Genomic DNA, 26,823 nt, shown 5'->3' on the forward strand with positions numbered 1-26,823 from the left:
GTACCCGACGAAGCAGGCCAGCGCGAAGACCGTCAGCCCGGTGATGAAGAAACTATGGCCGGCCGCAGGGGCCGCGTCGTGGGCGCTGGTGGCGAAGGTGGCCGTCTCGGCGGCGAGCCGATCGGCCTCGATCGTGAGCGACCGCAAGGCCGCTTGCAGGTTGGCGACCTGCTGGGCCAATTCCTGGCTGGTCATTGGCTGTGTTCCCCTCAGCTCTTGGCCGCCGCGTCGGCGGCGGCGAAATTGGGATGCACCACCGAGCCGTCGCGCGTCAGCGCGGTGCCCTTGATGATCTCGTCGTCCCAGTTGATCGTCAGGCCCTTGTCCTTGTCGATCAGGGGCGTCAGGAAGTTGAGCAGGTTCTTGGAATAGAGCATCGACGCGTCGACCGCGTTGCGGCTGGGCACGTTGATGTGGCCGACGATCTTGACGCCACCGACATCGACGATCTCGCCCGGCTTGGACCCCTCGACGTTGCCGCCCTGCTCCACCGCCAGATCGACCAGCACGGAACCCGGCTTCATCGACCGGACCATCGCGTCGGTCACCAGGATCGGCGCCTTGCGGCCGGGGATCAGCGCCGTGGTGATGACGATGTCCTGCTTCTTGATCGTCTCGGCGATCAGCGCCCGCTGCTTCTCCTGATAGCCGGCGCTCATCTCCTTGGCGTAGCCGGCCGCCGTCTGCGCCTCCTTGAACTCGTCGTCCTCGACGGCGACGAAGGTGGCGCCCAGGCTCTGCACCTGCTCCTTGGTCGCCGGGCGGACGTCGGTCGCGGAAACCACGCCGCCGAGCCGGCGGGCGGTCGCGATGGCCTGGAGGCCGGCGACTCCGACGCCCATGATCATGCAGCGCGCCGGAGCCACGGTGCCGGCCGCCGTCATCATCATCGGAAAGGCGCGGCCGAACTCCGACGCGGCGTCGATCACGGCGCGGTATCCCGCCAAGTTGGCTTGGCTGGACAGCACGTCCATCGACTGGGCACGGGTGATTCGGGGCATCAGCTCCATCGCGAAGGCGTTGACCTTCGCGTCGGCGTAGGCCTGGAGCTGCTCGCGCTGCTGATAGGGTTGCAGGATGGCGACCAGCATGGCGCCGGGCTTCATCAGCGCCAGCTCGTCCGGGCCGCCCTCGGCCTCGGTCAGGGGCCGCTGAACCTTCAGCACGATGTCGGCGTCACCGAGCGCCGACGCCTCATCCGGAGCGATCGTGGCCCCGGCGTCGACGAAAACCTGATCGGGAATCGACGCGTGCTCGCCAGCACCGGTCTCGACAACGACGTCCAGCCCGAGCTGCTTGTACTTCTTGATGGTATCCGGCGAGGCCGCGACGCGACGCTCATGGTCACGCCGCTCCTTCGGTATGGCGACTTTCATCCTGGCTGGTTCCCTTGCCGCTGATTTTTTTGCCGAGAAATATGGCGGACGGTTATGCGATGGCAAAATGCCGCATTCAGGAAAGTTTGTGAAGCGTTCTACCCAGCTATCCCGCCTGTCGGGACTTATCCAATAAACCTCCATGCCACAATCATTCACAGTGGACATTGGTCGCATTCCCGGAGCGCCGCCGCGCGCCGGCGAAAAGGCGCACGAAAAAAGGGCGGTCAACCCACCTTGGGTTGACCGCCCTTCTCCCTGGATGTCAGTCCAGGTTGGCTCGGATCAAATCAGCGAGCCCGCAATCAGCGGGCCTGCGAACCACCCGGCAGGATCGACGCCAACTGGTTCATCGACTGGGCGCACTGACCCTGATTGCCCGAGTTGTACTGCTGCTGGATCTGCACCAGCAGCTGCTGGAACTCGCCCTTGCGGTTCTGCGGAACCTGATCGGCCTTGTCCTCGAGCGAGGCCCAAGTGGTAGGCTGGCAGTCGTTGACCGTATAGCGCTGCGGAATGGCACTCTGGCCACTGCCGGCGGCGAGGCTGCCGGTCGTGGCGCCAGCCATGGCGCCGCTCATGCCACTGCCCATCGGACGGGTCTCGGTCGAACCAGCGACGGGGCCACCACCAGCGACGCTCTCGCTGCCAGCCCGGCCGGCGCCGGCCGGGGGAACGACACCGCCGCCAGCGGCGGCGCTGATGTCATTGACGCTGCCGCCCGCCTTGACGATCGAGTTCCGCGCGTCGGCGAGGATCTGGGCGCACTTGCCCGGGTTGCCGTCCTGATACTGATTCGTCGCGGTCTGAAGCTGCACTTCGAGACGTTCGCGGATCATCTGGTTGGACACGCTGCTCAGGTCGGACTGGACCGCCGCGATGTCGGTGGGACCGCAGGACGCTGGAACCTGGACGTTGGTGGTGCCGGTCTGGAATGTCGGATCACCCGCGCCAACGCCGCCCTGTCCCAGGGCCGCCCGGCCGCTGGTGGCGCCATCGGTTTGGCCGGTCTTCATTCCCGTGTCGTTCTGCGCCATCGCCTGGCCCGAAACGCCGAGAGCAAGAGCCAGCACGGCCGCGCCATAATACAATTTATTCATAGTCGTGATCCTCGTCTGGGGGGCGATCTGGCCACCATTCGGCAACCTTTGGCCCCCTCAACAAAGGTTTTGACGGGTTGGTTCCACAATTTTTCACGGAAAATCGACACCCCGATGATCCAGCCCCGTGTTTCGCCGGGTTTTCCTCAGACCGGCAGAGGCACGCCATGCCGGTTGAGCATCATGGTTTGACGCTCCGCCAGGGTATCGACATCGAAGTCCTCGATCAGGTCGTGGAAGATCTGGTACCAGTTGATCTCGGCCTTCAGGTGCAGGAACACCGATCCCAAACCAATGGCCGCCCGGTCCATGAAGACGAACTCACGCGGGATCTCCAAACCGCCGACCTCGTGCAGCGCCTTGTGGACCTTCTCGGCCGCCTCGCGGCCGTACATGGCGTTGTTGGTCTCATCGATTCGGCGCGTCCGGTCCTCCAGGATCGGTCCATAGACGAACTGCGCCCAAACGTTGAGAATGTCGATCAACTCATGGGTGATCTTGTTGAAGCCCCAGACGCGGTACGCCTCGGCAGCCAAGTCCCGGTCGTTGGTCTGGAGCGCGTGGTACAGGTCGATCACACCCTTGACGAAACTGGGCTTGAAGATCCGGATGCAGCCGAAATCGAGCAGGTTGATCGAAGCGTCCGGCCGCACCGTGTAATTGCCCAGATGCGGGTCGCCGTGGATCGTGCCGCAGGTGTAGAACGGCGTGTACCACGCCCGGAACATGTTGAGCGCCAACTCGTCGCGGTGCTCCGGATGATCCTTGATGTGGTCCAGGATCTTGCGGCCCTCGAGCCAGTTCATCGTCAGGAGCCGCTTGGTCGACAGCTCCGGCTCGACCTCGGGAACATGGACCGTGCCGATCGGCCCCAGGATGTCGCGGTAGAGCGCCGTATGGCAGGCCTCCAAGGCGTAATCCAGCTCTTCCCGAAGGCGCGCCGAGATCTCGGCGTGGATCTGGCGGGTCGAGATCGTGCGGTCATAGCGTTCGTAGATCGAGAAGATCAGGCTGAGCTGCCGCAGGTCGGCCTCGACCGCCGACATCATGTCCGGATACTGGAGCTTGCAGGCGAGTTGTTTGCCATCCAGCCCGACCGCCTTGTGAACCTGCCCCAGCGACGCCGCCGAGGCGGCGGTCCGCTCGAAGCTGGCGAAGCGTGACTGCCAATCGCCCCCCAGTTCCGCCGCCATCCGACGCTTGACGAAGGGCCAGCCCATGCTGGGCGCGTCGGCCTGGAGCTGCGACAACTCCTGGACGTATTCCTGCGGCAGCGCGTCCGGTATGCTGGATAGGATCTGCGCCACCTTCATCAGCGGCCCCTTCAGACCGCCCAGCGCGTCGCGCAACTCCTTGGCGTGCTCGCCACGTTCGAGTTTGATCCCCAGATAGCGCTGACCGGCGAGTCGCGCCGCCAATCCGCCCATCGCCGTCGACACCCGTGCGTAGCGGGCGATCCGCCCGCCGAACGAGTTCTGTTCAGTGCCATTTGCCATGCTCGGAAAATGGTGCCCCGCATGAGGAAAGACCAGTGCGCCACCGATCGGCGGCGGGACCATGCCGATGGGTTGGTTGGGGACGGACGCGAGCGCCGCCGCCGCCTCTGAAAGATGTTTCAAGTCCAACATCTTTCCATGCATAGTTCTTCTCACCGCATACCAAGATATTCATCCACCTAATATTATAATATTGAAACACCAAATTTGTTTTACCTTGCCAATCCACATGTTAGGTTGGCTTTCCGCAAGGTAATGATAGGCACCTCAACTGACGGTTTGCTTCGTCGAGAGGTATTCTTCATCCAAATCCGAACTCACAATCCCGTCATCATGATTTTCAAAAGAGAGGCTGGGATGAACTTCAGTCGAATCCTGACGGCAGGCGGCTTGGCGTGCGCCGTCCTGGCCCTGACATCGCCGCTCGGACGTCCCGCCGCGGCGGCATCCCCTCCGGTGATCTACGTCGACCAGGGGGACGAGTGGACCGAGACGGTCCGCGAGGATTATTACTCCCGCGACCAAGGCTCGCGCCTGATCCCGATGGCGTGGATCGCGGCGCTGAAGCAGCCCGACGGCAAGCCGTTCCTGGCCGACAACCTGAGCCGCTACGGTTATCTGCCGAACAAGGGGGGCGAGTATCCCCTGCTGCCGCTCGGGTTCAACGTGGCCGCCGGTCCCGACGGCCAAACCCTCGGGATGACCTGTTCGGCCTGCCACACCCGGCAGATCCAAGTCGACAAGGTGCCCTACCGGATCGACGGCGGCCCGGCCATCGCCGACTTCCAGACCTTCCTCAGCGACTTGGACGCGGCGGTCGGCGCCCTGCTGAAGAACAAGGACGCCTTCAACTCCTTCTCCGTCACCGTCATCGGGCCCAAGCCGTCCGAAGCGGCGAAGGCGAAGCTGCGCGGCGAGATCGAGGCGTGGTACCTGCCGTACCACACGATCGTGTCCAAGTCGTTGCCGGCAGACCCCTGGGGTCCCAGCCGGCTCGATGCGGTGACCATGATCTTCAACCGGCTGACCGGTCTCGACATCGGCACCGGCCCGACCCACATCATCGCCGACAACATCAAGACCGCCGACGCGCCGGTGCGCTACCCGTTCCTGTGGAACGCGCCGATCCAGGACATGACCCAGTGGCCGGGCTTCTCCCCGAACGGCAATTCCCTCCTGGCGCTGTCCCGCAACCTGGGCGAGGTCTTCGGGGTCTTCGGCATCTTCCATCCCAAGCGCGAAGAGGGAATTTTCGGGCTGAGGATGGATTACCTGGCGAACAACTCGGCCGATTTCCTGGGCCTGCAGAAGCAGGAAAAGAACATCATCAAGCTGGGTCCGCCGAAGTGGCCGTGGGCGATCAACGAATCATTGGCGATCAGGGGGCGCGACATCTTCAATTGGTCGACGGAAAAAGGCGGCTGCGTCGACTGTCACGGCATCACGAAGGGTAAGTTCAGGTCCCTCGAGCACGAGACCTGGGGTACGCCGCTGCTGGATGTCGGCACCGACACCCGTGAGTGGGACAAGCTGGGGATCCAGGTCAAGACCGGCGTCATGGAAGGGGCGTTCATCCCGCTGCTGACCAAGCCGCTCAAACCCGTGGACTCCGCGTTCAACGTGCTGGGCACGGCGGTCATCGGGTCGATCCTCCAGCATTCGATCCCACTGCTGCTCGACACCATGGAGGATGCCGGCGACCTCGCCTCGGACGTGCCGTCCTGGCTCAAGTCGCCGGAACTCCAAGCCCTGAAGTCGCTGGCGCCGCCGGTCCCGACCGCGGATCCGGCCTCGGGCTCGGGCACGTCCACCTCCTCCAGCGCCGCGTCGAACGTGTACGAGAGCCGTGTGCTGGAAGGCATCTGGGCGGCGGCCCCCTACCTGCACAACGGGTCGGTTCCCACCCTGGCCGACCTGCTGAAGCCGGCGGCGCAGCGGACCGCGTCGTTCAAGATCGGCCAGAACTACGACATCGAGAATGTCGGGCTGGCGGTGGAGCAGACGCAGTTCGACTATGTCCTGAAGACGACGGATTGCTCGAACCTCAACTCCGGCAACAGCCGCTGCGGCCACGAGTACGGCACCAGCCTGTCGGCGGACGACAAGAAGGCGCTGCTGGAGTACCTGAAGCAGCTCTGACGAAGTGTCGGGACACCCTGGCGGGTGGCGCGCGCGGAGCCGGTGACGCCGGCTCCGCGCGTCGTCGTTTTCAGGCTTCCGCCTTCGGGTCCGTCCTGGACCCTGGACCTACTTGGGCATCAGGACATGGTCGATGACGTGAATGACGCCGTTGGACTGGTAGACGTCATAGGTCGAGATGTCGGCGACATGGCCGGCGGCGTCGCGGAGGGTGATGTTGTGCGGACCGTTCATCATGGCGGTCAGCGTGCCACCCTGGACGGTCTTGAGCGTGGCCGAGCCGTTACCCGCCATGATCCGCCGCTGCAATTCCATCATGTCGAGCCGGCCAGGGACCACGTGATAGGTCAGGATGCCGGTCAGAGCCTGCTTGTTCTCGGGACGGACGAGGGTGCCGACCGTGCCGGGGGGAAGCTGGGAAAAGGCGGCGTCGGTCGGGGCGAACACCGTGAAGGGGCCGGGGCTCCGCAGGGTATCGACCAAATCGGCGGCCTTGACGGCCGCGACCAGCGTCTTGTGATCGGCGGAGTTGACCGCGTTGTCCACGATGGTCTTGCTCGGCAGCATCGACTGCCCGCCGACCATCACGGGATCCATGGAGCCCATGCCGGAAGAACCCATGCCGGAAGGACTCATGGAAGCGGAGGACGACATCATCGGCTTGCCCATGGTGTCGGCCTCGGACTGGGCGCAGGCGGCGAGACCGGCGGCCGCGACGGTGGTGAGCAGCAGTTTGGCGAGCGTACGCATGATGGGAGTTCCTCGTTGTTGTTGGGCACGCCATGGGCGCGCTCATCCCCGTTACGCCGGCCCCGCCAGGATTGGATGCGCGGACATCGGAAAACTTGTGGAGTACGCCTGACGGCTGGCGCCCCCGCACTCCGCATCCGTCAGGACCTCCGGCGCCGTAATCGGCGCATCGGTCGAGCATCCGCGACTTGGCGAAAACAGGAGATCACCAGGGATGGACGCGCAGTGGTGGCCGTCGTACCTTCGACCGGAGCGGTCCATCCCATGGGCGGGCCGAGCGCGCCGCAACTCCGAGTTCCCCTTGGTCGCCAAACCCACCGAAGCCGCGGAAGACGGACAAGCCGATCTGATACGCCGTTGCGCCGACGGCGACAGCCGGGCCTTGCGCGCCCTCTACGACCACCATGGCGGCCTGCTGCTGGCCTTGGCGCTCCGCATGTTGGGCGACAGGAGGCTGGCTGAGGAGGTGGTGCAGGACACCTTCGTCCAGGTCTGGCGCAACGCCGGCCGTTTCGATCGGGCATTCGGGAGCGCGCGCGGCTGGATCATCGGCATCCTGCGCCATCGGGCACTCGACATGCGCGACCGGGAGCGGCGGAGCGGCGGGCCACCGGGCACGATGGAGATCGGCGAGGCGGAACTGGCCGGCGCCATCGAGGGCATCGAGCCACCAGCCTTCGAGGATCGCGGCGCGCTGCGCGGCTGTCTTGGCGAGTTGAAGGAAGGGCCGCGCCGCAGCATCACGCTGGCCTACATGGACGGCTGTTCGCATCAGGAGATCGCGCGGCACCTGGACCAGCCGCTGGGAACGGTCAAGAGCTGGATCCTGCGTGGGTTGTCGGCGTTGCGGGAGTGTCTGGAGCGATGACCGGCGACCACGAAACCTCCACCGGCCGTGATCAGGAGGCCGCCGAATACGTGCTCGGCACCTTGCGCGGCGCCGACCGTGTCCGGTTCGAAGCGGCGCTGCCGTCGGACGCCGACCTGCGCCGCCGCGTCGCGGTGTGGGAGGACAGGCTGAGCGGGTTCGCGGACGCGCTGGCTCCGGTCACCCCGCCCGAAGCCCTTTGGAACCGGATCGAGCGGGAGGTGACGACACCGGCGCCCCTCCCCGCCACCACGCCCTCCACCCCCTCGCTGACCGCGCGCCTTTGGTCGAGCTTGGCGCTGTGGCGTGGAGCGGCGGCACTGGCAACCGCCGCCGCCTGCCTGCTGGCGGTCATGGTCTGGAATCCTCCCGTGCCGCCACCGCAGGAACCGGCGCTGGTCGCTGTGCTCCAGGCGCCCGAGGGACCAGCCTTCGCGGTCCGAATCCCGGCGGCGCGGCGCGCCAACGTGACGCCGGTGGGAGAGCGCCCGGCCCCCGCCGGCAATTCCTATGAGCTGTGGGTGGTGCCGCCCCGCGCCCAGCCAGTATCGCTGGGCGTGATCGAGCGGAGCGGCGTGACGCCGGTGCCGCTCGACCGCCTGCCGCCGGATCTGGTGCGCCCGGGCGCGCTGCTGGCGGTCAGCCTGGAACCGGCGGGCGGCTCCCCGACGGGAGCGCCGACCGGGCCGGTCCTGTATACCGGAACTTTGGTGGAGGCGCGGTGAGCGTCACCGCGCCGCGACACGCTCCACGTCCATTTCCGCCAGCGGTGGGGGGTCGAACTGCAGGTGGACGCCGTGGCGGCTGACGCCGACGACATGGGCGAACTGGGGCTGCTCGCGGTCGGGAATGCGCAGGGTGAGCCGGTCGCCCGCCGCGAACTTGATGTCGCTGGCGATCAGGGCGCCACCGCGGGACACGTCGAGCAATTCGGCGTCGCCGCTGCCGAAATCCCCCGCCACGCGGGTGGGGATCTTGCAGGCGTGGCGGGTATAGGTCCGGCGGTTGGCCTCCTCCGTCGAGGTGCGGACGATCTGGGTCAGCGCCTCGGCCAGCGACTCGATGCCGTCGCTCAGCAGGGCGGCCGCCACCTTGCTGCTTTCCGCCAGCTCGTCCGAGCGCCGCACGTCGCCGGTCAGCGCTTCGAGATGGCCGGACACGTCGCGGGTCGCCCCGGCGGTCGCCTCGACGTTGCGGGCGATCTCGGCGGTGGCGGCGGACTGCTCGCGCATGGCGACCGCGATGGTCCCGGCGATGCCATCGACCACGCCGATGGTGTCGCTGACCCGTCCGACCGCCGCGGCGGCGTCGCGCGCCGCCGCCTGGATGCGGCTGATCAGGTCGCCGATCTGGTTGGTCGAGCGCTCCGTCTCGCGCGATAGGCTCTTGACCTCGGCGGCGACCACGGCGAAGCCCTTCCCGGCCTCGCCGGCGCGGGACGCCTCGATGGTGGCGTTGAGCGCCAGCAGGTTGGTCTGCGAGGCGATGTTGCGGATCAGGTCCACGATGCCGCCGATCTCGGTCGCGACCTCGTCCAGCATGCGGATGACGCGGGCGGCGTCCCCGGCGCTGGCGACGGCGTGGCCGGCCGCCGTCGCGGTCTCCGCCACCCGGCCCGAAATCTGGCCGATCGACTCCGATAGGCGGTTGGCCGCGTCCGCCGCCGTCCTGACCGCGTCGAGCGCGCGGGCGGAGGTGCCAGCCATCTCGCGGGCGTTCTGGTCGATGCCGCGGGCGAGGTCGTGCAAGCCGACCGTCGTGACGCGCATGCCGTCGGTCTGGTCGGTCACCGTCTCGATCGCCTTGCGGGTCTGGCTATCCACCTTGTCGGCCATGCCTCGGATGGCGCCGCGCACCTCCTCCTGGTGGAACTCCTCCATCCGCGCCTCCTCCGCCCGCATCTCTCGGACCTTGATGGCGTGATCGCGGAAGACCTGGACGGACGCGGCCATGGCGCCGACCTCGTCGGCGCGGTCGAGCCCCGGCACCTGCTCGTCCAGCTCATCCGCCGCGAACCGACCCATGACCGCGCGCAGCCGGGTCAGCGGACCGAGCAGCAGGCGCAGGACGAAGAACGAGGCGGTGGCGACCAGGAGGGCCGCGATGGCGCCCAGCAGCAGCCCGCCCCGGACCACGGCGTCGACCATGGTCATGAAATCCGCCTGCGGCCCCCCGACCGACAGCACTCCGATCGCCTTGCCGCTGGAGTCGATGATGGGGTCATAGGCCGCGAAATACGGGGTGCCGAGCACGTCGGCCTCGCCCCGGTACGGCTTGCCCCGCTTCAGGACGGCGTCCGCCACGACGGGATCGCCCAGCGCGGAGCCGACGGCGCGGCGTCCGTCGGCTCCCTTGACCGAAGTGGCGACCCGGTGGGAGTCGACGAAGATCGACACCGCTCCGCCGGTAAGCGCGCCGATGCGGTCGACCAATGCCGTGTCGCTGTCGATCACCGTTTCACCCACCATCAGGCGGCCCCGCGGGTCGAGCCGCTGGGCGCCCGCCGTCCGCAGGACTTCCCACGCCACCCTCAGGTTGCCTTCCTGCCGCTCGATTCCCAGCCGCGCCGCCTCCGTCAGCAGGACCGCGCGGAGCGCCAGCAGGTTGATGATGCCGATCAAGCCGATCGCGAACACGCAGAGCAGGGCGATCTTGGTCGAAATGGATAGACGGTTGATGAACGGCACGATCCCACGCCTCGATGGTCACCCAAGTGCCGGACCGTACCACCGACACGCGCCGAAGTCAGGCGCGAGGTGGGAAGTTTAGAGAACTATCTTGCCGCAGGCGTGAAATGAATGTGACGGTCGCGGGGGGGCTTGGTGGGGGCAATGCCGCGCGGCGGTCAAATGCCAATGCGACCAAAGGTACTTGCCAACCGCCGGACACGCTTGAACGGATCGTATCGATCGGCGAGAGCACAGGTTTCCGTAAAACGTGGAGACTGACTGACAGGTTGTGCGCGAGATAACTGGGCTTAGGTGCGCTGAGGCACGACTGACCCAGGATGATACGTTTCCGGCCTCTCTTGATCCCCGTGGGTTATCTGGACGGCAACGACCGCGGCGCGCCGCGTGCCATCATTCATACACGGTTTTTGGTGGTGCCGTTCAGTGTAGGACATCCCAGCCATGATGCCTCACGTGCGACACGAGCATGTTCCGCACACAGTTCAGGTGCCCTGAGAGCATCCGACTGGATCGCCGGAACGCCTCTGCGCAATGGTCTGGCCGCTGGTTGGAACAGGCGTACCGAGGCCAGGAAACGTGCGCAGAGGCGAGATCAACAGATGATATGGATAACCTGCCAAATCACGATGGCTGAATGGCAATATCATGGAAGAAGATATTGCTCCATAGCATATTACCCTGTTATAGGTTTTCGGATTTTATTTTACGGTTTCTTTTTGTGTTCCCTATCCCATCGCTCCATATCCCATCTATAACTCTCCTCCGCATTGGTTCTGTTCTGATTCTCGCGATTTTGTTCGGCTAAATAGCAAGTATCCCTGCTAACGCCCTTGGCTTCACATTCGGCCAACCGTTCGGCTTCAGTGGCACATCCGATCAGCGAAGCGGCTGTCAATGTCAGCGCGGCTACTTTCCACATGCCTTCCTCCTTCACTCTCGTTTCTGCGCCAAGTGCAAGTGTCGACGTTGTATGGAGCGAACCTGGCCCACACAAATTAGATGATTCATTCGGGCCTTCAAAGGTCGCCGAATCTCAACTTAAAAATAACACGGCGTGGACCGCAGCCCGTTGAAGCGCAGAGTTTAGCTTCCTTGATCTTCCGTTTGCGGTCTTGCTGCGCTTCCTTGAGTGAAAAGATTGTTGGGCGGGCCGTTATTACCGCCTCAAGCAGCACAGCACTAACATTATGCTAAAATAAAATTTATTATTGTCAGGAACATTACGTTAAATGAAGATCCTGCGGTCTCAAGAGAATAAAAAAGCATTTTGAATTCATTAAACAATTGATCATCCTGAGGAAGATTAGCGGCTGCAGGGGACAATCTGCAGCTTCTTCGCATTTCTTCATTGTTCCCAAGATGCCGAGAGAATATTCGACGGAAATTAAGAGGACATTCTGGTTTTATGGTAAGTTCTGGCAACCATTTTGGAAGTATAAAACCAGAATGTCCCCATTTGACACTCCTCAAGCGTCCTGGCGCTCCAGCTCGTCGATGAAGCCGCTGATCACGCCCAGGCCGCGGTTCCAGAACGCCGGGTCCGAGGCGTCAAGGCCGAAGGGGGCCAGGAGTTCGCGGTGGCGCAGGGTGCCGCCGGCGGACAGCATTTTCAGGTACCGCTCCGCGAAGCCGTCGGAGGCGTCCTGGTAGACGGCGTAGAGGGAATTGACCAAGCAGTCGCCGAACGCGTAGGCGTAGACGTAGAACGGCGAGTGGATGAAGTGGGGAATATAGGCCCAGTACCCCTTGTAGCCGTCATCGAAGCGCAGCGCCGGTCCCAGGCTCTCGGTCTGGACCTCCATCCAGATCTCGCCGATCCGATCCGCCGTCAACTCGCCCTGCCGCCGCTCGGTGTGGAGCCGCTGCTCGAAATCGAAGAAGGCGATCTGGCGGACCACGGTGTTCAGCATGTCCTCCACCTTGGAGGCCAGCATGATCTTCTTGGCGGCCGGGTCGGTCTCGGCGTCGAGCAGCGAGCGGAAGGTCAGCATCTCGCCGAACACCGACGCCGTCTCGGCCAGCGTCAGGGGAGTGTCGGCCATCAGGTGGCCCTGCTTGCCGGCGAGCACCTGATGGACGCCGTGGCCCAGCTCGTGCGCCAGCGTCATCACGTCGCGCGTCTTGCCCTGGTAGTTGACCAGCAGATAGGGGTGGACGCTCGGCACCGTCGGATGGGCGAAGGCGCCGGGCGCCTTGCCGGGCCGAACCTCGGCGTCGATCCAGGCGCTGTCGAAGAAGCGCCGGCCCACGGCGGCCAGTTCCGGCGAGAAGCGGCCATAGGCGTCGAGCACGATGCCGCGCGCTTGGTTCCACGGGATCAGCTTGTCGTCGTCGGTCGGCAGCGGGGCGTTGCGGTCCCAGTAATCCAGCGTGTCGCCGCCCATCCACTTGGCCTTCATCGCGTAGTAGCGGTGCGACAGGTTCGGGTAGGCTCCCTTGACGGCGGTGACCAGCGCGTCGACCACCTCGTCCTCGACATGGTTGGACTGGTTGCGGGACGAGGTCGGACGCGGATAGTCGCGCCACTTGTCCTCGATCTCCTTGTCCTTGGCGAGCGTGTTGGTGATCAGCGCGAAGGTGCGGATGTTGTCGTTCAGCACCTTGCCGATCTCGACGGCGGCCTCGCGGCGGCGCTCGGTCGAGCGGTCGGTCAAGCGGTTCAGCGCCTCGGTGCAGGTCATCTCGCGGCCGCCGATCGTGAAGCGCAGGCCGGCGATGGTCTCGTCGAACAGGCGGTTCCAAGCGGCGCGGCCGACCACGTACTTCTCGTGCAGCAGCCGTTCCAACTCGTCGCTGAGCTGATGCGGGCGGAAGACGCGGATGTCGCGCAGCCAAGGGGCGTATTTGGCGAGTTCGGGCGATTTGAGCTTGGCGGCCAGCGCCGCGTCGTCGATCCGGTTGAGTTCCAGCGTGAAGAACAGCAAATGGGTGGAGATGCCGTTGACGCGCTCCTGGATGCCCTGGAAGAACTTGCCGACCAACGGGTCGTTCATGTCGCCGGCGTAGACCAGATGCGCGTAGCTCATGATGCGCGACAGGGTCTCGTCGATCTCCTCGTAGCGCGCGACGGCGGTCGCCAGCGAAGGGCCTTCCAGGTTGGCCAGCTTGCCGTTATAGAGCTTGTGGAAATCCCTGGACGCCTTTTCCATCCGGTCGAGGTCGGCCTTGAGCGCGTCGGAGTCCTGACCCGGATAGAGGTCGCCGAGATCCCAGGTCGGCAACGCGCCCAAGTCGGGCGTCGCGGGATCGGGGATGTCGAGCGGCTCCGCGGTCGCTGTCTGGCTCATGGTCTTCCTCCTCTTGGCGCTGGCTCGTGGCGCTGACTGGGATATAGGCGGGCGGCACCATCGTTCCAAGCGTCGCGGCCTTTCAAACACCGGGGACCCGCCATATGTACGCGGGCACATCGGCACCCGGCCTCAAGGCCCAGTTCGAACAATGGACCTCAGCCATGGACGACCACCAGACCAACGCCGACACCTACGCCCGCTGGCGGACGCTGCCGGCGATGTTGTTCGATCAGGCGGCCCGGCTCGGCGACCGGCCGCTGCTGATTTCCAAGCGTGACGGCGACTGGCGGTCCGCCAGCTGGGCGGAGGTCGCCGCCGATGTCCGGAGGGCCGCGGCGGGCTTGCGGGCGCTGGGGATAGGGCGCGGAGACCGCGTCGCGATCGTGGCGGAGAACCGGCCCGAGTGGCTGATCGCCGACTTCGCGATCATGATGCTGGGGGCGATCACCGTTCCGGCCTATACCACAAGCACGGCATCCGACCACGTCCACACGCTGACCGACAGCGGCGCCAGCGTCGTGCTGGTCTCCACGCCCGCCCTGATGCGGAAGGTGATGCCAGCCGTGCTCCAGGTGCGTGCCGTCCGGGCGGTGGTCGCCTTCGAAGAGGACGGGAGCGATAACCGGCCCGAAGCACCCGAGAGGCTGACATGGGCGGAATTGCTGGGACGCGGCTCGGAGCCCCTGGGGGAACCCGAGGTGTCGGCGGACGATGTCGCCTGCATCATCTACACCTCCGGCACGGGCGGGACGCCGAAGGGGGTCATGCTGACCCACCGCAATGTGCTGGCGAACTGCGAGGCGGCCTTCACCCTGATCCAGGATGTCGGGCTGGGCGACGAGACGTTCCTGTCGTTCCTGCCGCTGGCCCATGCCTATGAGCACACCTGCGGCCAGATGTTCGCGCTGACCCTGGGGGCGAGGATCGCCTACGCGGAATCGGTCGAGAAGCTGGCCGGCAACCTGGGCGAGGTCAAGCCGACCATCATGACCGCCGTGCCCCGCCTATACGAGGTGCTGGAGACCCGCATCCGGCGCGAGGTCGAGCGGGCCGGCGGCCTCGGCCACAAACTATTCGCCAAGGCGCTGGAGCTGGGGGCGAAGCGCTATCACCGGGGCGGCGAGCTGGGGCCGGTGGACGCCGTGGTGGATCTCGCGCTGGACCGGCTGGTGCGCGCCCGCGTCCGCCAGCGCTTCGGCGGGCGGTTGAAGGCCTTCATCTCCGGTGGCGCCGCCCTGGCGCCGGAGACGGCGCTGTTCTTCCAGTCGATGGGAATCAGGATCCTGCAAGGCTACGGCCAAACCGAGGCGTCGCCGCTGATCGCCTGCAACAGGCCCAGCCGGATCCGCCACGACACGGTCGGCCTGCCCATGCCGGGCGTCGACATCAGGCTGGCGGAGGATGGCGAGATCCTGGCGCGTGGGCCAATGGTGATGAAGGGCTACTGGCGCGACGAGGACGCGACCGCCAGAGCGCTGGAGGATGGCTGGCTGCGCACCGGCGACATCGGGCATCTGGCGGAGGACGGCTCCCTGGTGCTGACCGACCGCAAGAAGGACCTGATCGTGACCAGCGGCGGCGACAACGTGGCGCCGCAGCGGATCGAGAGTCTGTTGGGGCTGGAGCCCATCATCGGACAGGTGATGGTGGCGGGCGACGGCAAGCCGTTCCTGGTGGCGCTGATCGTGCCTGACCTCCAGCTTGCCCGCGATTGGGCCAAGCGGCATGGCAAACCTTCGGATCCGGTCGGGCTGGTGGGCGACGCCGATTTCCGGAAGCACATCGGCGAGGCGGTCGATCGGGTCAACCGCGGTCTGTCCGGGATCGAGCGGGTCCGCAAGTTCGCGCTGGTCGCCGAACCGTTCAGCGTGGAGAACGCGCAGTTGACCCCGACGCTGAAGATCCGCCGCCACGAGATCCGCAAGCGCCATGGTGGGTTGCTGGAGGACCTGTACGGAACCGCGGTCAGGGAGCCGAACCGAAAGATCGGCTGAGTGCCGCCCCATCGGTATTCGATGCCATTCCCCCACTTGAAGTGTTGTCTTGACCATGAGTGATGACAACACCTTCAACCACGAGCGATGGGTCCGCCGACAGAGCGCCCTGGCCGAATTCGGCCGGCAGGCGCTGATGGTGGACGATCTTGACGCCCTATTGCACGAGGCGGTGGTCCTGGCGGCGCAGGGTCTGGATATCGGCCGCGCCAAGGTCATGCAGCGGGTGGCGGACGGCGAGGCGCTGCTGATGCGAGCGGGCGTCGGATGGAAGCCGGGGCTTGTCGGGAAGCTGGTTATCGACGCCGGCAGCAAGTCGTCCGGTGGCTTCACCCTGAAGACCGGCAAGCCGGTGATCGCCGACGATATCGAGAGCGAAAGCCGGTTCGACGTTCCGCCGTTCCTGCGCGAGCACGGTATCCGCAGCCTGGTCAACGTGATCATCCAGGGCAAGGGCGTGCCATTCGGCGTGCTGGAGGTCGACAGCGACGAGTTGAGGAGCTTCAACCAGGAGGATGTCGACTTCCTGCAAGGCTACGCCAACGTCCTGGCCGCCGCGATCGACCGGCACGATACCCACGACGCCCTAACCCGGCTGGCCGAGGAGCGCGCCGTCCTGCTGCGGGAACTGCAGCACAGGGTCAAGAACAACCTCCAGATCATCACCAGCCTGCTCAACATGCAGATCCGGCGGGTCGGCGGCGGACCGGTGGAGGGTCAGCTCCGGATCATCGGCAGCCGGGTCGAGACGCTGAGGGTCGTCCACGACAGCTTGTTCGAGGCGGAGAACGTCAACCGCATCAACCTACCCCGCTACCTGAAGGCCCTGTGCGAAAGCCTGTTGTCCTTCCATGGCGCGCGGGCGGAGGACGTGACGCTCGCCTTCGCCGCCGAGGAAGCGGATGCCGCGATGGACACCACCGTTCCCCTGGGACTGCTGATCAACGAATTCATCGTCAATAGTCTGCAGCACGCCTTCGGCGGCGGCAGTGGCGAGGTGTCCCTGATGCTTGAGCGGGTGACATCGGACAGGGGGCGGCTGATCCTGAAGGATGACGGCCCCGGATTCGACCGGACCAAGGCATCGCGCGTCGGCACCGGCCTTCAGATCATGGACGTGCTGGCGAGCCAAATGGGTGGCAAGCTGACTTGGGACGGCGAGTCCCATCTCAAGGGCGAGGGTGCCCGCGTCATCCTGGATATGCCGCTGGTGTGAAAACATGCGGGGATCATGCGAGGCTGGGTCACGACTGGGCCAGCGTCCGCGACAAACCCTCGATCAACTCGTGTGAATCGCCGTCGAGCCCGCGATCGCTCAGGGCCTCGCGCATGCAATGCGATAGCAGGCGACGCGTTCGCATGTTGATCTTGGGAACCGGGATAGGGGCATCGGGATCGCGCTCCCGCGTCGACCTCTCACATGCTACGGCGTCGAACGAGGCATAGGCTCGGCAGTTCAGCGGACGGACGGAATAGATGCCGCAGACGCCTCCTTGGGGTGTCGCCTCGAGCATGGGACAGGGATGGCTGAGCCGAACCCGCTCGACCGGCGACAATCCGCGTGTCACCGCCAGCGCCGCGTCGAGCCGGGATCGCAGGGCGTCGCGCCGTTCATCGGGCCAAGCGGCGACGTGCTCGGCAATGACCATCAGCTCAGGTGCCGTGGCCGACACATAGAGATGGCAGCAGTGGTCGCAGCCCATGCGGCAGGCGACCGGCTGCCGGGTCGGGTTCGCGGCCAGGCTCCGCTCGAACTGCTTGTGGCCGGCGGAGACCAGCGAGCGCAACCGCTCCGGCGTCGGCTTGGCGATCAGGGCCCGGAACCGCGCGGTCTGCCGCGCGATCTCGTTGGGACTGGGCTGCTCGCTCGGTGGGGTCTTCGAGGTCTTCATGCGGCCGTTATAGGATCGGAGGGTATGTCGTCGGAACCCAAAATCTCCGTGATGGGATTTTCGGCGCTCGCGATTTTTCACAGCCGAACGGATCGTTCCGGCTTTCGCGATCCCATATAATTTTTAGTCGGCGCGACATGAGGTCGCGGAGGTTCGTTGCGTTTTGTTCAGGGTCATCGCGGAGTGATTGCAGGATAGGACAGTACAGCTTAACCTTTTCCCAAGAAGAAGAACAAAAGACCGTTCAAGGATCTCTCTGTCAGGAGGAGCAGGACATGACGTTGCCGGCTGTCAAACTGGACGACAAATACACGCTCGAAAATGGCCGGGTGTTCCTGACGGGAACCCAGGCACTGGTGCGGCTGCCGATGATGCAGCGCCAGCGCGACGTGGCCGCCGGGCTCAACACCGGCTGCTTCATTTCGGGATATCGCGGGTCGCCGCTGGGCGGGTTCGATCAGGCGCTCTGGAAGGCGCGGAAGTTCCTCGCCACCAACCACATCCAGTTCCAGCCCGGCGTCAACGAGGAGTTGGGTGCCACCGCCGTGTGGGGCAGCCAGCAGGTCGGCATGTTCCCCGGCTCGCGCTATGACGGCGTCTACGCCATGTGGTACGGCAAGGGTCCCGGGGTCGACCGGTCCGGCGACGTGTTCAAGCACGCCAACGCGGCGGGCACGTCCAGGAATGGCGGCGTCCTGGTGCTTGCGGGCGACGATCACAGCTGCAAGTCCTCCACGTTCCCGCACCAATCGGAACACGCCTTCGTCGGCTCGATGATCCCGGTGCTGAACCCGGCGGGCGTGCAGGAGTTCCTGGACCTCGGCCTGATGGGCTGGGCGATGTCGCGCTTCTCCGGCTGCTGGATCGCCTTCAAGACGATCGCCGAGACGGTGGACAGCTCGGCCTCGGTCTCGATCGATCCGCTCCGCGTCAAATATGTCCTGCCGGAATTCGACATGCCGACCGGCGGCCTCAACATCCGCTGGCCCGATCCGCCGCTCGAGCAGGAGGAGCGGCTGATGAAGCACAAGCTTTACGCCGCCCTCGCCTTCGCGCGGGCCAACCGGCTGGACAAGACCGTCATCGCCTCGCCGCGCCCGCGCCTGGGCGTCGTCACCACCGGCAAGTCCTATCTCGACGTCCGGCAGGCGCTGGACGACCTCGGCATCTCCGAGGCGATGGCCGCCGATATCGGGCTGACCGTCTACAAGGTCGCCATGGCGTGGCCGTTGGAGCGCGAGGGCATCCGCCAGTTCGCCCAGGGGCTGGAGGAGATCGTCGTCGTCGAGGAGAAGCGGGCGCTGATCGAGAACCAGTTGAAGGAACAGCTGTACAACTGGAACCCCGATGTCCGGCCCCGCGTGGTCGGCAAGTTCGACGAGGACGCGCGCGAGCTTCTGCCGTCCTACAACGAACTGTCGCCGGCCCGCGTCGCCGTGGTGATCGGCCGCCGCCTGCTGAAGTTCTTCGACCATGAGGGCATCCGCCGCCGGGTCGAGTTCCTGGATCGCCAGGAGAACGCCAAGGCGCGGAAGGCGCTGGTCGAGCGGAAGCCGTTCTTCTGCTCAGGATGCCCGCACAACACCTCCACCGTGGTGCCCGAGGGCAGCCGCGCCGTGGCCGGCATCGGCTGCCACTACATGGCGACCTGGATGGACCGGCGGACGGAGACTTTCACCCAAATGGGCGGCGAAGGCGTACCTTGGATCGGACAGGCGCCCTTCACCGACGAGCGGCACATCTTCGCCAACTTGGGCGACGGGACCTATTTCCACTCCGGCCTGCTGGCGGTCCGCGCCGCCATCGCCTCGAAGGTCAACATCACCTACAAGATCCTGTTCAACGACGCGGTCGCGATGACCGGCGGCCAGGGACATGACGGCACCCTGACCGTGCCGCGGATGAGCCGGCAACTGGCGGCGGAAGGGGCGACGCGGATCGTCGTGGTGACCGACGAGCCCGAGAAGTACGCCGGGCCGGTCGGGCTGGCGTCGGGCGTCAAGGTCGAGCACCGCGACGACTTGGACCGGGTCCAGCGCGAGTTGCGCGAGGTCGAGGGCACCAGCATCCTGATCTATGACCAGACCTGCGCCGCTGAGAAGCGCCGGCGCCGGAAGCGCAAGATCATGGTCGATCCGCCGAAGCGGGTGATCATCAACGAGCAGGTCTGCGAAGGCTGCGGCGACTGTTCCAAGAAGTCCAACTGCCTGTCGGTGGTGCCGGTCGAGACCGAGTTCGGCCGCAAGCGGCGGATCGACCAATCCACCTGCAACAAGGATTTCTCCTGCGTCAAAGGCTTCTGCCCCAGCTTCGTCACCGTCCATGGCGGCCAGTTGCGGAAGCCGAAGCCGGCGGCCGCTGGCGGCGCCGCGGCCTCGGGTACCGCGATCCCGCTGGCGGACCCGGCGCGGCCCGGTCTCGACCATCCCTACGGAATCCTGGTGACCGGCATCGGTGGCACCGGCGTGGTGACGATCGGCGCGATCCTCGGCATGGCGGCACATATCGAGGGCAAGGGCTGTTCGGTGCTGGATCAGGCGGGCTTGGCGCAGAAGGGCGGAGCGGTCACCAGCCATATCCGCATCGCGTCCAGCCCGGACGAGCTTCACGCCGTCCGCATCGCGGCGGGGGGCGCCAAGCTGGTGATCGGCTGCGACCTGATCGTGGCCGCCAGCGGCGACTGCCTGTCCAAGATGTCACCGGACTTCACCAACGCCGTCATCAACGACCGCGAGACGATCACCTCCGACTTCACCCGAAACGCCGATTTCCGGATACCAACCCAGGACCTGCTGGGCGAGATCGCCAAGGCGTGCGGCGGCGCCAACACTTTGACCTCGCTGGACGCCACCGGGCTCGCCACGGCGCTGATGGGGGATTCGATCGCGACCAATCTGTTCATGCTGGGTGCCGCGTACCAGAAGGGCTTCGTGCCAGTCTCGGCCGACTCGATCGAGCAGGCGATCGAGTTGAACGGCGTGGCGGTCGCCATGAACACCGAGGCCTTCCGCTGGGGCCGCCGGGCCGCCGCCGATCTGGCGGCGGTCAAGTCGGCCGCGGCTCCCGCCGCCGCGGTTCAGCGCGAGGAAGCGGCGGACCAGCCGTCGCATCGCCAGCTCTCGGAGACGCTGGACGAGGCGATCGGCCGCCGGGTCGCCTTCCTGACCGACTACCAGGACGCAGCCTACGCCGCCCGCTACAGGAATCAGATCGAGTGGGTTCGGCGCGTCGAGGGCGAACGCGCCAAAGGCAGGACGGGGCTGGCGGACGCGGTCGCCCGCAACTACTTCAAGCTGCTGGCCTACAAGGACGAGTACGAGGTCGCCCGGCTCTATACCGACGGCACCTTCCTCAAGCAGCTTCGCGAACAGTTCGAGGGCGACTACAAGCTGGAGTTCCACCTCGCCCCCCCGATGCTGGCGGAGACCAACCCGGCCACGGGCGAACCCCGGAAGAAGGCCTACGGTCCCTGGATGCTGAAGGCGTTCGAGGTGCTGGCCCGCATGAAGCGCCTGCGCGGCACCCGCCTGGACCCGTTCGGCCGGACCCCGGAACGGAAGCTGGAGCGGCAGTTGATCGCCGACTACGAGAAGACGCTGGGCGAGCTTCTGGGAGGTCTCAACTACGAGAACCATGGACTGGCGGTCGAGATCGCGAACATTCCCGATCGCATCCGCGGCTATGGCCCCGTCAAGGACAGGCATCTCGCGGACGCCAAGGCCAACGAGGCGGCCCTGCTCGACGCCTTCCGCAAGCCGGCCCCGACGCCGATGGCGGCGGAGTGATCAGCCCTCGCGGCGCGCCAGCAACGCCCCGAGCGGCGGCAGGGTGACGCGCCGCCCCTCGGCGTCGGCGCCGTCGATCAGGGCCGCCGGGCCGGGGAGCGGGATGTCGAGCGGCACGTGACGGCCGGGCGGCAGGACGTGCTCCGCCCGGTCGCACGACAGGTTGAACACGGCGACGAGGCTGTCGCCGCGCGTGAAGGACAGCACCGAACCGTCCTCGTCCACCCGCCCCAACGCGCCGTGCCTCAGGTCGGGATACCGGCGGCGCAACGCCATGCAGCGCCGCCAGCGGTTCAGCGTCGAGTCCGGCCGCGTCTCCTGGTGGTCGATGGCCAGATCCCGGTGAACCGCCGGGACCGGCAGCCAAGGTGACGCGGCGCTGGTGAAGCCGCCATGGGTCGCTCCCCTGATCCAGGGCATCGGGGTGCGCGAGCCGTCGCGACCCTTGAACTCCGGCCAGAACGCCGTGCCGAATGGATCGCGCAGGTCCTCGAAGGCGAGGTCGGCCTGCGGCAGTCCCAACTCGTCACCCTGGTACAGGCACAGGCTTCCGGGCAGGCAGCAGAACAGCAAAGCCAGCAGCGCCGCGAAGCGTTCGGGATCGGCCCCGGCCGGCCGCCAGCGCGACGCGGCCCTTTCGACATCGTGGTTGCTGAAACTCCAGCAGGTCGCGGCGCCATCCCCCGCCGCCGTCAGGGCCGCGTGGAACGTTTGAACGCCGAAGGGGCGCTTTGGCAGATCGAGCGTGTAGGCGCAGTCGAGCCCGCCTGGTTTGGCATAGCGGTCGATCCTCGCCCCGGCGCCCGGCTGGCTCGACACCTCGCCCAACAGCGCCCGCCCAGGGTACGGGGCGACGACGGACCTGATCCGCTCCAGCACACACCGCACGTCGGAATGGGCGGCGTCGAACACATGGGCCTGCATGCCGAACGGCTTGGCGGGGATCTCCACCGGCGTGGACGACAGAGGCGGGTTGCTCCTCAAGGCGGGATCCCGCATTAGGAAATCGACGGCGTCCAGCCGGAAGCCATCGACGCCGCGATCGAGCCAGAAGCGGGCGATATCGAGCAGCGCCTCCATCACGCCGCCGTTTCGCAGGTTCAGTGTCGGCTGGCCCGACAGGAAATGATGCAGGTAATACTGTCGCCGCCGCGGTTCCCAGGTCCAGGCGGGACCGCCGAAAACGGACAGCCAATTGTTGGGCGCCGTGCCATCCGGTGCTGGGTCGCTCCAGACATACCAGTCCGACCGCCCTCCCCGCCTCGCCCTCCTGCTCTCCTCGAACCAGACGTGGCGGTCGGAGGTATGGCCGCAAACCAGATCGATGATCAGCCGCAGGCCCCGCCGATGGGTTTCCGCCAGCAGGCGGTCGAAGGTATCGAGGCTCCCCATGCGGGGCGCCACCGCCTTGTGATCGGTGATGTCATAGCCGAAATCCGCCAGCGGCGACGGGAAAAACGGCGAAAGCCAAAGGGCGTCGACGCCCATCGACGCGATGTGATCCAACCCCCGGATCACGCCCTCCAGGTCGCCATGGCTGTCACCGTCGGTATCCAGGAAGCTCAGCGGATAGACTTGATAGATCGCGGCGCCGTTGAGCCAACAAGCACCGGAAGCCCCTTCCGAAATCAACGGCGCGCTCCCAAATAATCAATGCCGGATCGGCTGTCCCAACCCGGCGGTGAAAAAGCGACCGTAGGACAAATCCCGTCAACAAGCGGTAAATGCGATCCAATTCCTTCCGTGCGGAATTATGAGGATCACGTGGGGATTGGACTGTTGGCGATCGCTCCGGCTCCCGTTGAGACTTAATGGAACGACGATGAAGACAAAATCCTCAGCGACGATCGCCCTGATGGCGGCCGTCGGCGTCCTGACCGCCTGCGCGGGGCTACAGCCACCGAAGCAGGCGGCGACAGACCCCGCCTATCTGGCGCGGATCGATCAGCTCAGCCAGAACCGCTGCAACGCGCAGGTGGCCGGGGCTGTGGAGGGCGTCGGAGTGGCGCCGGACCGGATCACCGAGCTCTACTACACGAGGGACATGGACGGCACGAATGACCGGGTCGTCCGCTATACCGCCTGGATCAGGCTGAGCGGCCAGCCGGGTCACTTGATCGTCGACGCCGACGCCATGACCTGCCGCGCCATCCAGGTCTATACGAGGGATGGCGCTGACATCGAGGGCGTCTCCTCCTTCTGAAAGACACCGCCAGCACCCCAGGCCGCGCGCTCGATACTCGCCGCCGTCGCTTCCGCTGACGGCGGCAGACGTCCCCGCGCCTCCTCGCGGCACCGGGCCAGGAACTTGTTGCCGGGTTCCTGCGAGCAGGCTTGGTCGTAGGCGGCCAAGGCTTCCCCGGCGCGCCCTTGCGCCTCCAGCGCCATGGCGAGGTGGTGATGATAGGCCGCCCGGTCGGGAGCCAGCCGCAGGGCGAGCCGGTGGGCGGCCTCGGCCTTGGCGAAGGCGCCCTCCTCCCGCTCGATCTGTCCGATCTCGTCATGCGCGACATCGGCGTCCGGATACAGCGTGACACAATGCTTGAGCCGGGCGCGGGCCGCCTCCCGCTTTCCGGCGATGCGCAGGCGGCGTCCTTCCAGCAGCGCGTCCGCCGCGTCGCCGGTCGACATGATATGGCCTTCCAAGGGCAGCAGCGGCGGCAATCCGCCGTCGCGGACGAAGCGCGCCACCAGCGGCCGCCACGCGTCGAACCGCTGGAGCATGGCGGGAACCTCGTGTCCAACGCTCCGCAGCGTCCGCACCGTGACGCCGGGAAGATGCGCCACGCGGCGGGCGCATTCCAGATCGACCGCGTCGGACTCGCCGATCACGATGCTGATCCGTCGGTCGGCCACGGGCTGTTCCAGGAGTGGCAGCAGGTCGTCATGGACGCAGGGAGCCTGCCCGACCATGAAACTTCGGCTTCGGCTGCCCGACAGGTTCAGGATCGTCTCCGGGCCGATCGCCAGGATATGGTCCGCGTTGATCAGCGCGCCGAACAGCAGCGCCGCGTGGGCTCCCATCGAGTTGCCGACGCACATCACCGTCCGGGGAGCGATCTCCTGCATGATGATCCGCAACCCTTCGGCCACCGCGTCGATGTCGTCGCCCAAGCCCGGCACGCCCTCGCGGTACCAGTGGTTGCGGGGAGTGTTCAGGAAGAGCTTGTTGACCTTGAAGTCCCGGAAGGTGCCGAAGAACGAGAAGCGGCCTGGCTTCTCGCTGACATGGGAAAAGACGATGACGAGCAGATCCGAGTCCGGATGTCGCTCCACCCGGTACCACTCGATCGGATCGTTGCCGGAAGGATCGGCGCTCACGGGACCTCGACAGCGTCGTTGGACTGAATGCCATGGTGGCCCGCCCTGGGTTAACGCTTCCCTGACCCGGCGGTGACAAAAGCGGGCGGCGCGTGGCAAGTTCCGGACCTTATCCAAATGTCACGATCCGCGGCTTGCGCCCCACCCCGCGGCCATGCGAGACCAAGGAACTGGGGTGGCGGCACGGGGACAGGGATGATGACGGACGCGGCGCACCGGTACCGGACCGTCTGGATATCGGACATCCATCTCGGCACCCGCGGATGTCAGGCGGAACGGCTGCTGGACTTCCTGCGGGAGGTCGAATGCGACACGCTGTATCTGGTCGGCGACGTCATCGATTTCTGGCGGATGCGGCGGGCGCGCTACTGGCCGCAAAGCCATAACGACGTGATCCAGAAACTGCTGCGGAAAGCGCGCAAGGGCACCCGCGTGATCCTGACACCCGGCAATCACGATGACATGCTGCGCGGCTATCTGGACCACGAGTTCGGCAGCGTCCTGGTGGTAGAGGATACCATCCACGTGACCGCCGACGGCCGACGGTTGCTCGTGATCCATGGCGACCAGTTCGACAGCGTCGTCGCCCGGGCGCCCTGGCTAGGCCATCTGGGAACCCACGCCAACGCGGCCTCGCAATTGGTCAACCAGTGGTTCAACTGGGGCCGGTCCAAGCTGGGATATCCCTATTGGTCGCTGTCAGGCTACCTGAAGCACAAGGTCAAGCATCGCGGCAAATTCATCCACAATTACGAGACGGCGCTGGTGGACGAGGCCCGCAAGCGGGGCGTGGATGGCGTCGTTTGCGGCCACATCCACTTTCCCCAGATCAAGACCGTCGACGGCATCCTCTATTTCAACGATGGGGACTGGGTGGACAATTGCACCGCCCTGGTCGAACACGCGTCGGGCGAGTTGGAACTGTTGAGATGGCCCGAGCCGATCGTCGAAGCGCGCTCGGCCAAGGTCGTTCCGATCGCGTCCTGACAAGCGGCATTGGCGACGTTCGGGCCGGATCAGCCCTCCGGCCACACCCCGATCGGTGGAACCGGCTCGCTGTCGAACCGGATGCTGACGGTGACACCGGATCCGGCCGCCGGGTCACGCGGACCGGCATCCAACCGTCCGTGAAGTTGTCGGGTCAATTGCCGGACCAGCCGGATGCCGAGACGCTCGCGCCCCTGCTCGAAATCGGCTGGCAGTCCGACGCCATCGTCCTCCACCCGCAGTTGGATCGGGCCAGGAGATGTTCCCTCCAGGATGACCCGCACGGGACCGCCCGAGATCACCACGCCCTCGCCGGGATAGGCGAATTCGACGGCGTTGGCGATCAACTCGTTGGCGATCAGGGCGAGCGGGGTCGCCTCGTCGATCGGCAGGTCCAGCGGATGCGCCCGCTGGCAGATCACGGGAATTCCCGGCCTGGACAGGTTCGCGCAGAGACCTTGCAGGAAGGCCACGAAGTCCATCAGGTCGGGAGTGTCGGTCAGATAAAGCTGTTCGTGGACCTGTGCCACCGTCTCGATCCGCCCGCGCGCCTCGGTGAACTCCTGCGACGCCACCGGATCGGTGATGGTCCTGTTCTGGAGACTGAGCAGGCTGGAGATCAGTTGGAGATTGTTGCGGACACGGTGATGCACCTCCCGCAGCAGAAGGTCCTTCTGCCGCAGCAGATGTTCCCGTTCCGCCGCCGTCCGGGCCAGTTCGTTTTGGGTACGCTTCTGACTGTCGATCTCTGTCGCGGTGCCGAACCAGCGGACGACTTGACCCGTGGCATCCATGATGGGTGTCGCCCGTCCCAGATGCCAGAGATGGACGCCGTCCGAGCGGCGCAGCCGGCACTCCGCCTGCCATGGGGTGCCGGAGGCCAGCGCCTCCCTCCAGGATGACACCAGCGCCGCGATGTCGTCGGGATGGACGTGGCCGCGCCAGAAACCGGCGTCCGGCCCCATCGGCGGCGCTCCGGAAAACTCGAACCAGCGGCGGTTGAAGTATTCCGCTCGGCCGTCGGGACCGGCGATCCAGGCGATCTGGGGCAGGGCCTCGGCGGTGTCGCGCAGCCGCTCGTCACCGAACCGGCTCGGCTCCGCGTGGCCCCGCGCGCCCGCCGAGTGGCCGCGCG

General features: G+C 66.0%; 18 protein-coding genes and 1 pseudogene. 8 read left to right on the top strand and 11 right to left on the bottom strand.

The genetic code is table 11. From position 1 onward, the window contains the following. From N825_RS33775 to N825_RS33790, 4 genes and pseudogenes are all read right to left on the bottom strand, one after another. Window positions 1-195 (bottom strand): annotated as a pseudogene (locus N825_RS33775) (NAD(P) transhydrogenase subunit alpha part 2); the annotation flags it as partial. A gap of 14 nt (window positions 196-209) precedes the next feature. Next, entirely contained in the window at window positions 210-1,376 is a 1,167-nt protein-coding gene (locus N825_RS33780) for a Re/Si-specific NAD(P)(+) transhydrogenase subunit alpha (protein WP_037461372.1), read from the bottom strand. 305 nt (window positions 1,377-1,681) lie between these two features. Next, a complete protein-coding gene (locus tag N825_RS33785; RefSeq protein WP_157619733.1) occupies window positions 1,682-2,476 on the bottom strand; it encodes a hypothetical protein in 795 nt (264 codons plus the stop codon). Between the two features lie 146 nt (window positions 2,477-2,622). Beyond that, complete coding sequence (locus N825_RS33790) at window positions 2,623-3,972, bottom strand: ABC1 kinase family protein (RefSeq protein ID WP_037461389.1); 1,350 nt, start codon at window positions 3,970-3,972, stop codon at window positions 2,623-2,625. Between the two features lie 357 nt (window positions 3,973-4,329). Between N825_RS33790 and N825_RS33795 the strand changes: the two genes are divergently transcribed. Further along, window positions 4,330-6,111 (top strand): di-heme-cytochrome C peroxidase, encoded by a 1,782-nt coding sequence (locus N825_RS33795; protein ID WP_037461376.1) that lies wholly within the window; start codon window positions 4,330-4,332, stop codon window positions 6,109-6,111. 108 nt (window positions 6,112-6,219) lie between these two features. Here the strand turns inward: N825_RS33795 and N825_RS33800 are convergent, their stop codons facing one another. Beyond that, window positions 6,220-6,861, bottom strand: coding sequence for a fasciclin domain-containing protein (locus N825_RS33800; protein WP_425423768.1), 642 nt, complete (start codon window positions 6,859-6,861; stop codon window positions 6,220-6,222). A gap of 301 nt (window positions 6,862-7,162) precedes the next feature. Here N825_RS33800 and N825_RS33805 point away from each other — a divergent pair, with 301 nt between their 5' ends. Continuing rightward, window positions 7,163-7,729, top strand: a complete 567-nt coding sequence (locus N825_RS33805) for a sigma-70 family RNA polymerase sigma factor (RefSeq protein WP_037461377.1) — start codon at window positions 7,163-7,165, stop codon at window positions 7,727-7,729. After that, window positions 7,726-8,454: an anti-sigma factor gene (locus N825_RS33810; RefSeq protein ID WP_051514018.1), complete on the top strand. Its 729-nt coding sequence runs from the start codon at window positions 7,726-7,728 to the stop codon at window positions 8,452-8,454. The genes N825_RS33805 and N825_RS33810 overlap by 4 nt, the downstream gene beginning before the upstream one ends. Before the next feature lie 3 nt (window positions 8,455-8,457). Here N825_RS33810 and N825_RS33815 read toward each other — a convergent pair whose 3' ends face one another. Together N825_RS33815 and N825_RS33820 are read right to left on the bottom strand one after the other, a co-directional pair. Then, the gene (locus tag N825_RS33815; RefSeq protein ID WP_037461380.1) at window positions 8,458-10,416 is read right to left on the bottom strand and encodes a methyl-accepting chemotaxis protein; all 1,959 of its coding nucleotides are present in this window, start codon (window positions 10,414-10,416) and stop codon (window positions 8,458-8,460) included. A gap of 1,469 nt (window positions 10,417-11,885) precedes the next feature. Next, the gene (locus N825_RS33820) at window positions 11,886-13,706 is read right to left on the bottom strand and encodes a M3 family oligoendopeptidase (protein ID WP_037461382.1); all 1,821 of its coding nucleotides are present in this window, start codon (window positions 13,704-13,706) and stop codon (window positions 11,886-11,888) included. A 104-nt stretch (window positions 13,707-13,810) separates the two neighbouring features. Here N825_RS33820 and N825_RS33825 point away from each other — a divergent pair, with 104 nt between their 5' ends. Then, window positions 13,811-15,703, top strand: coding sequence for an AMP-dependent synthetase/ligase (locus tag N825_RS33825; protein ID WP_211098442.1), 1,893 nt, complete (start codon window positions 13,811-13,813; stop codon window positions 15,701-15,703). 55 nt (window positions 15,704-15,758) lie between these two features. Next, on the top strand, window positions 15,759-16,919 hold the full coding sequence (locus N825_RS33830; RefSeq protein ID WP_051514020.1) for a sensor histidine kinase: 1,161 nt from the start codon (window positions 15,759-15,761) through the stop codon (window positions 16,917-16,919). Window positions 16,920-16,947: 28 nt separating this feature from the next. Here the strand turns inward: N825_RS33830 and N825_RS33835 are convergent, their stop codons facing one another. After that, entirely contained in the window at window positions 16,948-17,595 is a 648-nt protein-coding gene (locus N825_RS33835; protein ID WP_051514023.1) for a YkgJ family cysteine cluster protein, read from the bottom strand. 275 nt (window positions 17,596-17,870) lie between these two features. Here N825_RS33835 and N825_RS33840 point away from each other — a divergent pair, with 275 nt between their 5' ends. Next, on the top strand, window positions 17,871-21,380 hold the full coding sequence (locus N825_RS33840; RefSeq protein ID WP_037461383.1) for an indolepyruvate ferredoxin oxidoreductase family protein: 3,510 nt from the start codon (window positions 17,871-17,873) through the stop codon (window positions 21,378-21,380). Here N825_RS33840 and N825_RS33845 read toward each other — a convergent pair whose 3' ends face one another. Continuing rightward, window positions 21,381-23,012 (bottom strand): alpha-amylase family glycosyl hydrolase, encoded by a 1,632-nt coding sequence (locus N825_RS33845; RefSeq protein ID WP_063833985.1) that lies wholly within the window; start codon window positions 23,010-23,012, stop codon window positions 21,381-21,383. It lies immediately after the preceding gene. A gap of 190 nt (window positions 23,013-23,202) precedes the next feature. On the opposite strand from N825_RS33845, the gene N825_RS33850 reads away from it, so the two are divergent. After that, window positions 23,203-23,583: a hypothetical protein gene (locus N825_RS33850; RefSeq protein WP_037461384.1), complete on the top strand. Its 381-nt coding sequence runs from the start codon at window positions 23,203-23,205 to the stop codon at window positions 23,581-23,583. Here the strand turns inward: N825_RS33850 and N825_RS33855 are convergent. Beyond that, a complete protein-coding gene (locus N825_RS33855; protein WP_037461387.1) occupies window positions 23,538-24,701 on the bottom strand; it encodes an alpha/beta fold hydrolase in 1,164 nt (387 codons plus the stop codon). The genes N825_RS33850 and N825_RS33855 overlap by 46 nt on opposite strands. Window positions 24,702-24,899: 198 nt before the next feature. On the opposite strand from N825_RS33855, the gene N825_RS33860 reads away from it, so the two are divergent. Then, a complete protein-coding gene (locus tag N825_RS33860; protein WP_037461402.1) occupies window positions 24,900-25,688 on the top strand; it encodes a UDP-2,3-diacylglucosamine diphosphatase in 789 nt (262 codons plus the stop codon). 29 nt (window positions 25,689-25,717) lie between these two features. Here the strand turns inward: N825_RS33860 and N825_RS33865 are convergent. Next, window positions 25,718-26,823 (bottom strand): sensor histidine kinase (locus tag N825_RS33865; protein WP_051514029.1); only part of this gene is annotated, 1,106 nt, incomplete at its 5' end.

The organism is Skermanella stibiiresistens SB22 (assembly GCF_000576635.1).
Lineage (GTDB): Bacteria > Pseudomonadota > Alphaproteobacteria > Azospirillales > Azospirillaceae > Skermanella > Skermanella stibiiresistens.

What these genes read in the sequence shown, in the direction of transcription:
- N825_RS33850 (WP_037461384.1), top strand. Translation starts at nt 23,203, where the DNA reads ATGAAGACAAAATCCTCAGCGACGATCGCCCTGATGGCGGCCGTCGGC.
- N825_RS33810 (WP_051514018.1), top strand. Translation starts at nt 7,726, where the DNA reads ATGACCGGCGACCACGAAACCTCCACCGGCCGTGATCAGGAGGCCGCC.
- N825_RS33835 (WP_051514023.1), bottom strand. Translation starts at nt 17,595, where the DNA reads ATGAAGACCTCGAAGACCCCACCGAGCGAGCAGCCCAGTCCCAACGAG.
- N825_RS33830 (WP_051514020.1), top strand. Translation starts at nt 15,759, where the DNA reads ATGAGTGATGACAACACCTTCAACCACGAGCGATGGGTCCGCCGACAG.
- N825_RS33800 (WP_425423768.1), bottom strand. Translation starts at nt 6,861, where the DNA reads ATGCGTACGCTCGCCAAACTGCTGCTCACCACCGTCGCGGCCGCCGGT.
- N825_RS33860 (WP_037461402.1), top strand. Translation starts at nt 24,900, where the DNA reads ATGACGGACGCGGCGCACCGGTACCGGACCGTCTGGATATCGGACATC.
- N825_RS33785 (WP_157619733.1), bottom strand. Translation starts at nt 2,476, where the DNA reads ATGAATAAATTGTATTATGGCGCGGCCGTGCTGGCTCTTGCTCTCGGC.
- N825_RS33780 (WP_037461372.1), bottom strand. Translation starts at nt 1,376, where the DNA reads ATGAAAGTCGCCATACCGAAGGAGCGGCGTGACCATGAGCGTCGCGTC.
- N825_RS33825 (WP_211098442.1), top strand. Translation starts at nt 13,811, where the DNA reads ATGTACGCGGGCACATCGGCACCCGGCCTCAAGGCCCAGTTCGAACAA.
- N825_RS33840 (WP_037461383.1), top strand. Translation starts at nt 17,871, where the DNA reads ATGACGTTGCCGGCTGTCAAACTGGACGACAAATACACGCTCGAAAAT.
- N825_RS33795 (WP_037461376.1), top strand. Translation starts at nt 4,330, where the DNA reads ATGAACTTCAGTCGAATCCTGACGGCAGGCGGCTTGGCGTGCGCCGTC.
- N825_RS33820 (WP_037461382.1), bottom strand. Translation starts at nt 13,706, where the DNA reads ATGAGCCAGACAGCGACCGCGGAGCCGCTCGACATCCCCGATCCCGCG.
- N825_RS33790 (WP_037461389.1), bottom strand. Translation starts at nt 3,972, where the DNA reads ATGGCAAATGGCACTGAACAGAACTCGTTCGGCGGGCGGATCGCCCGC.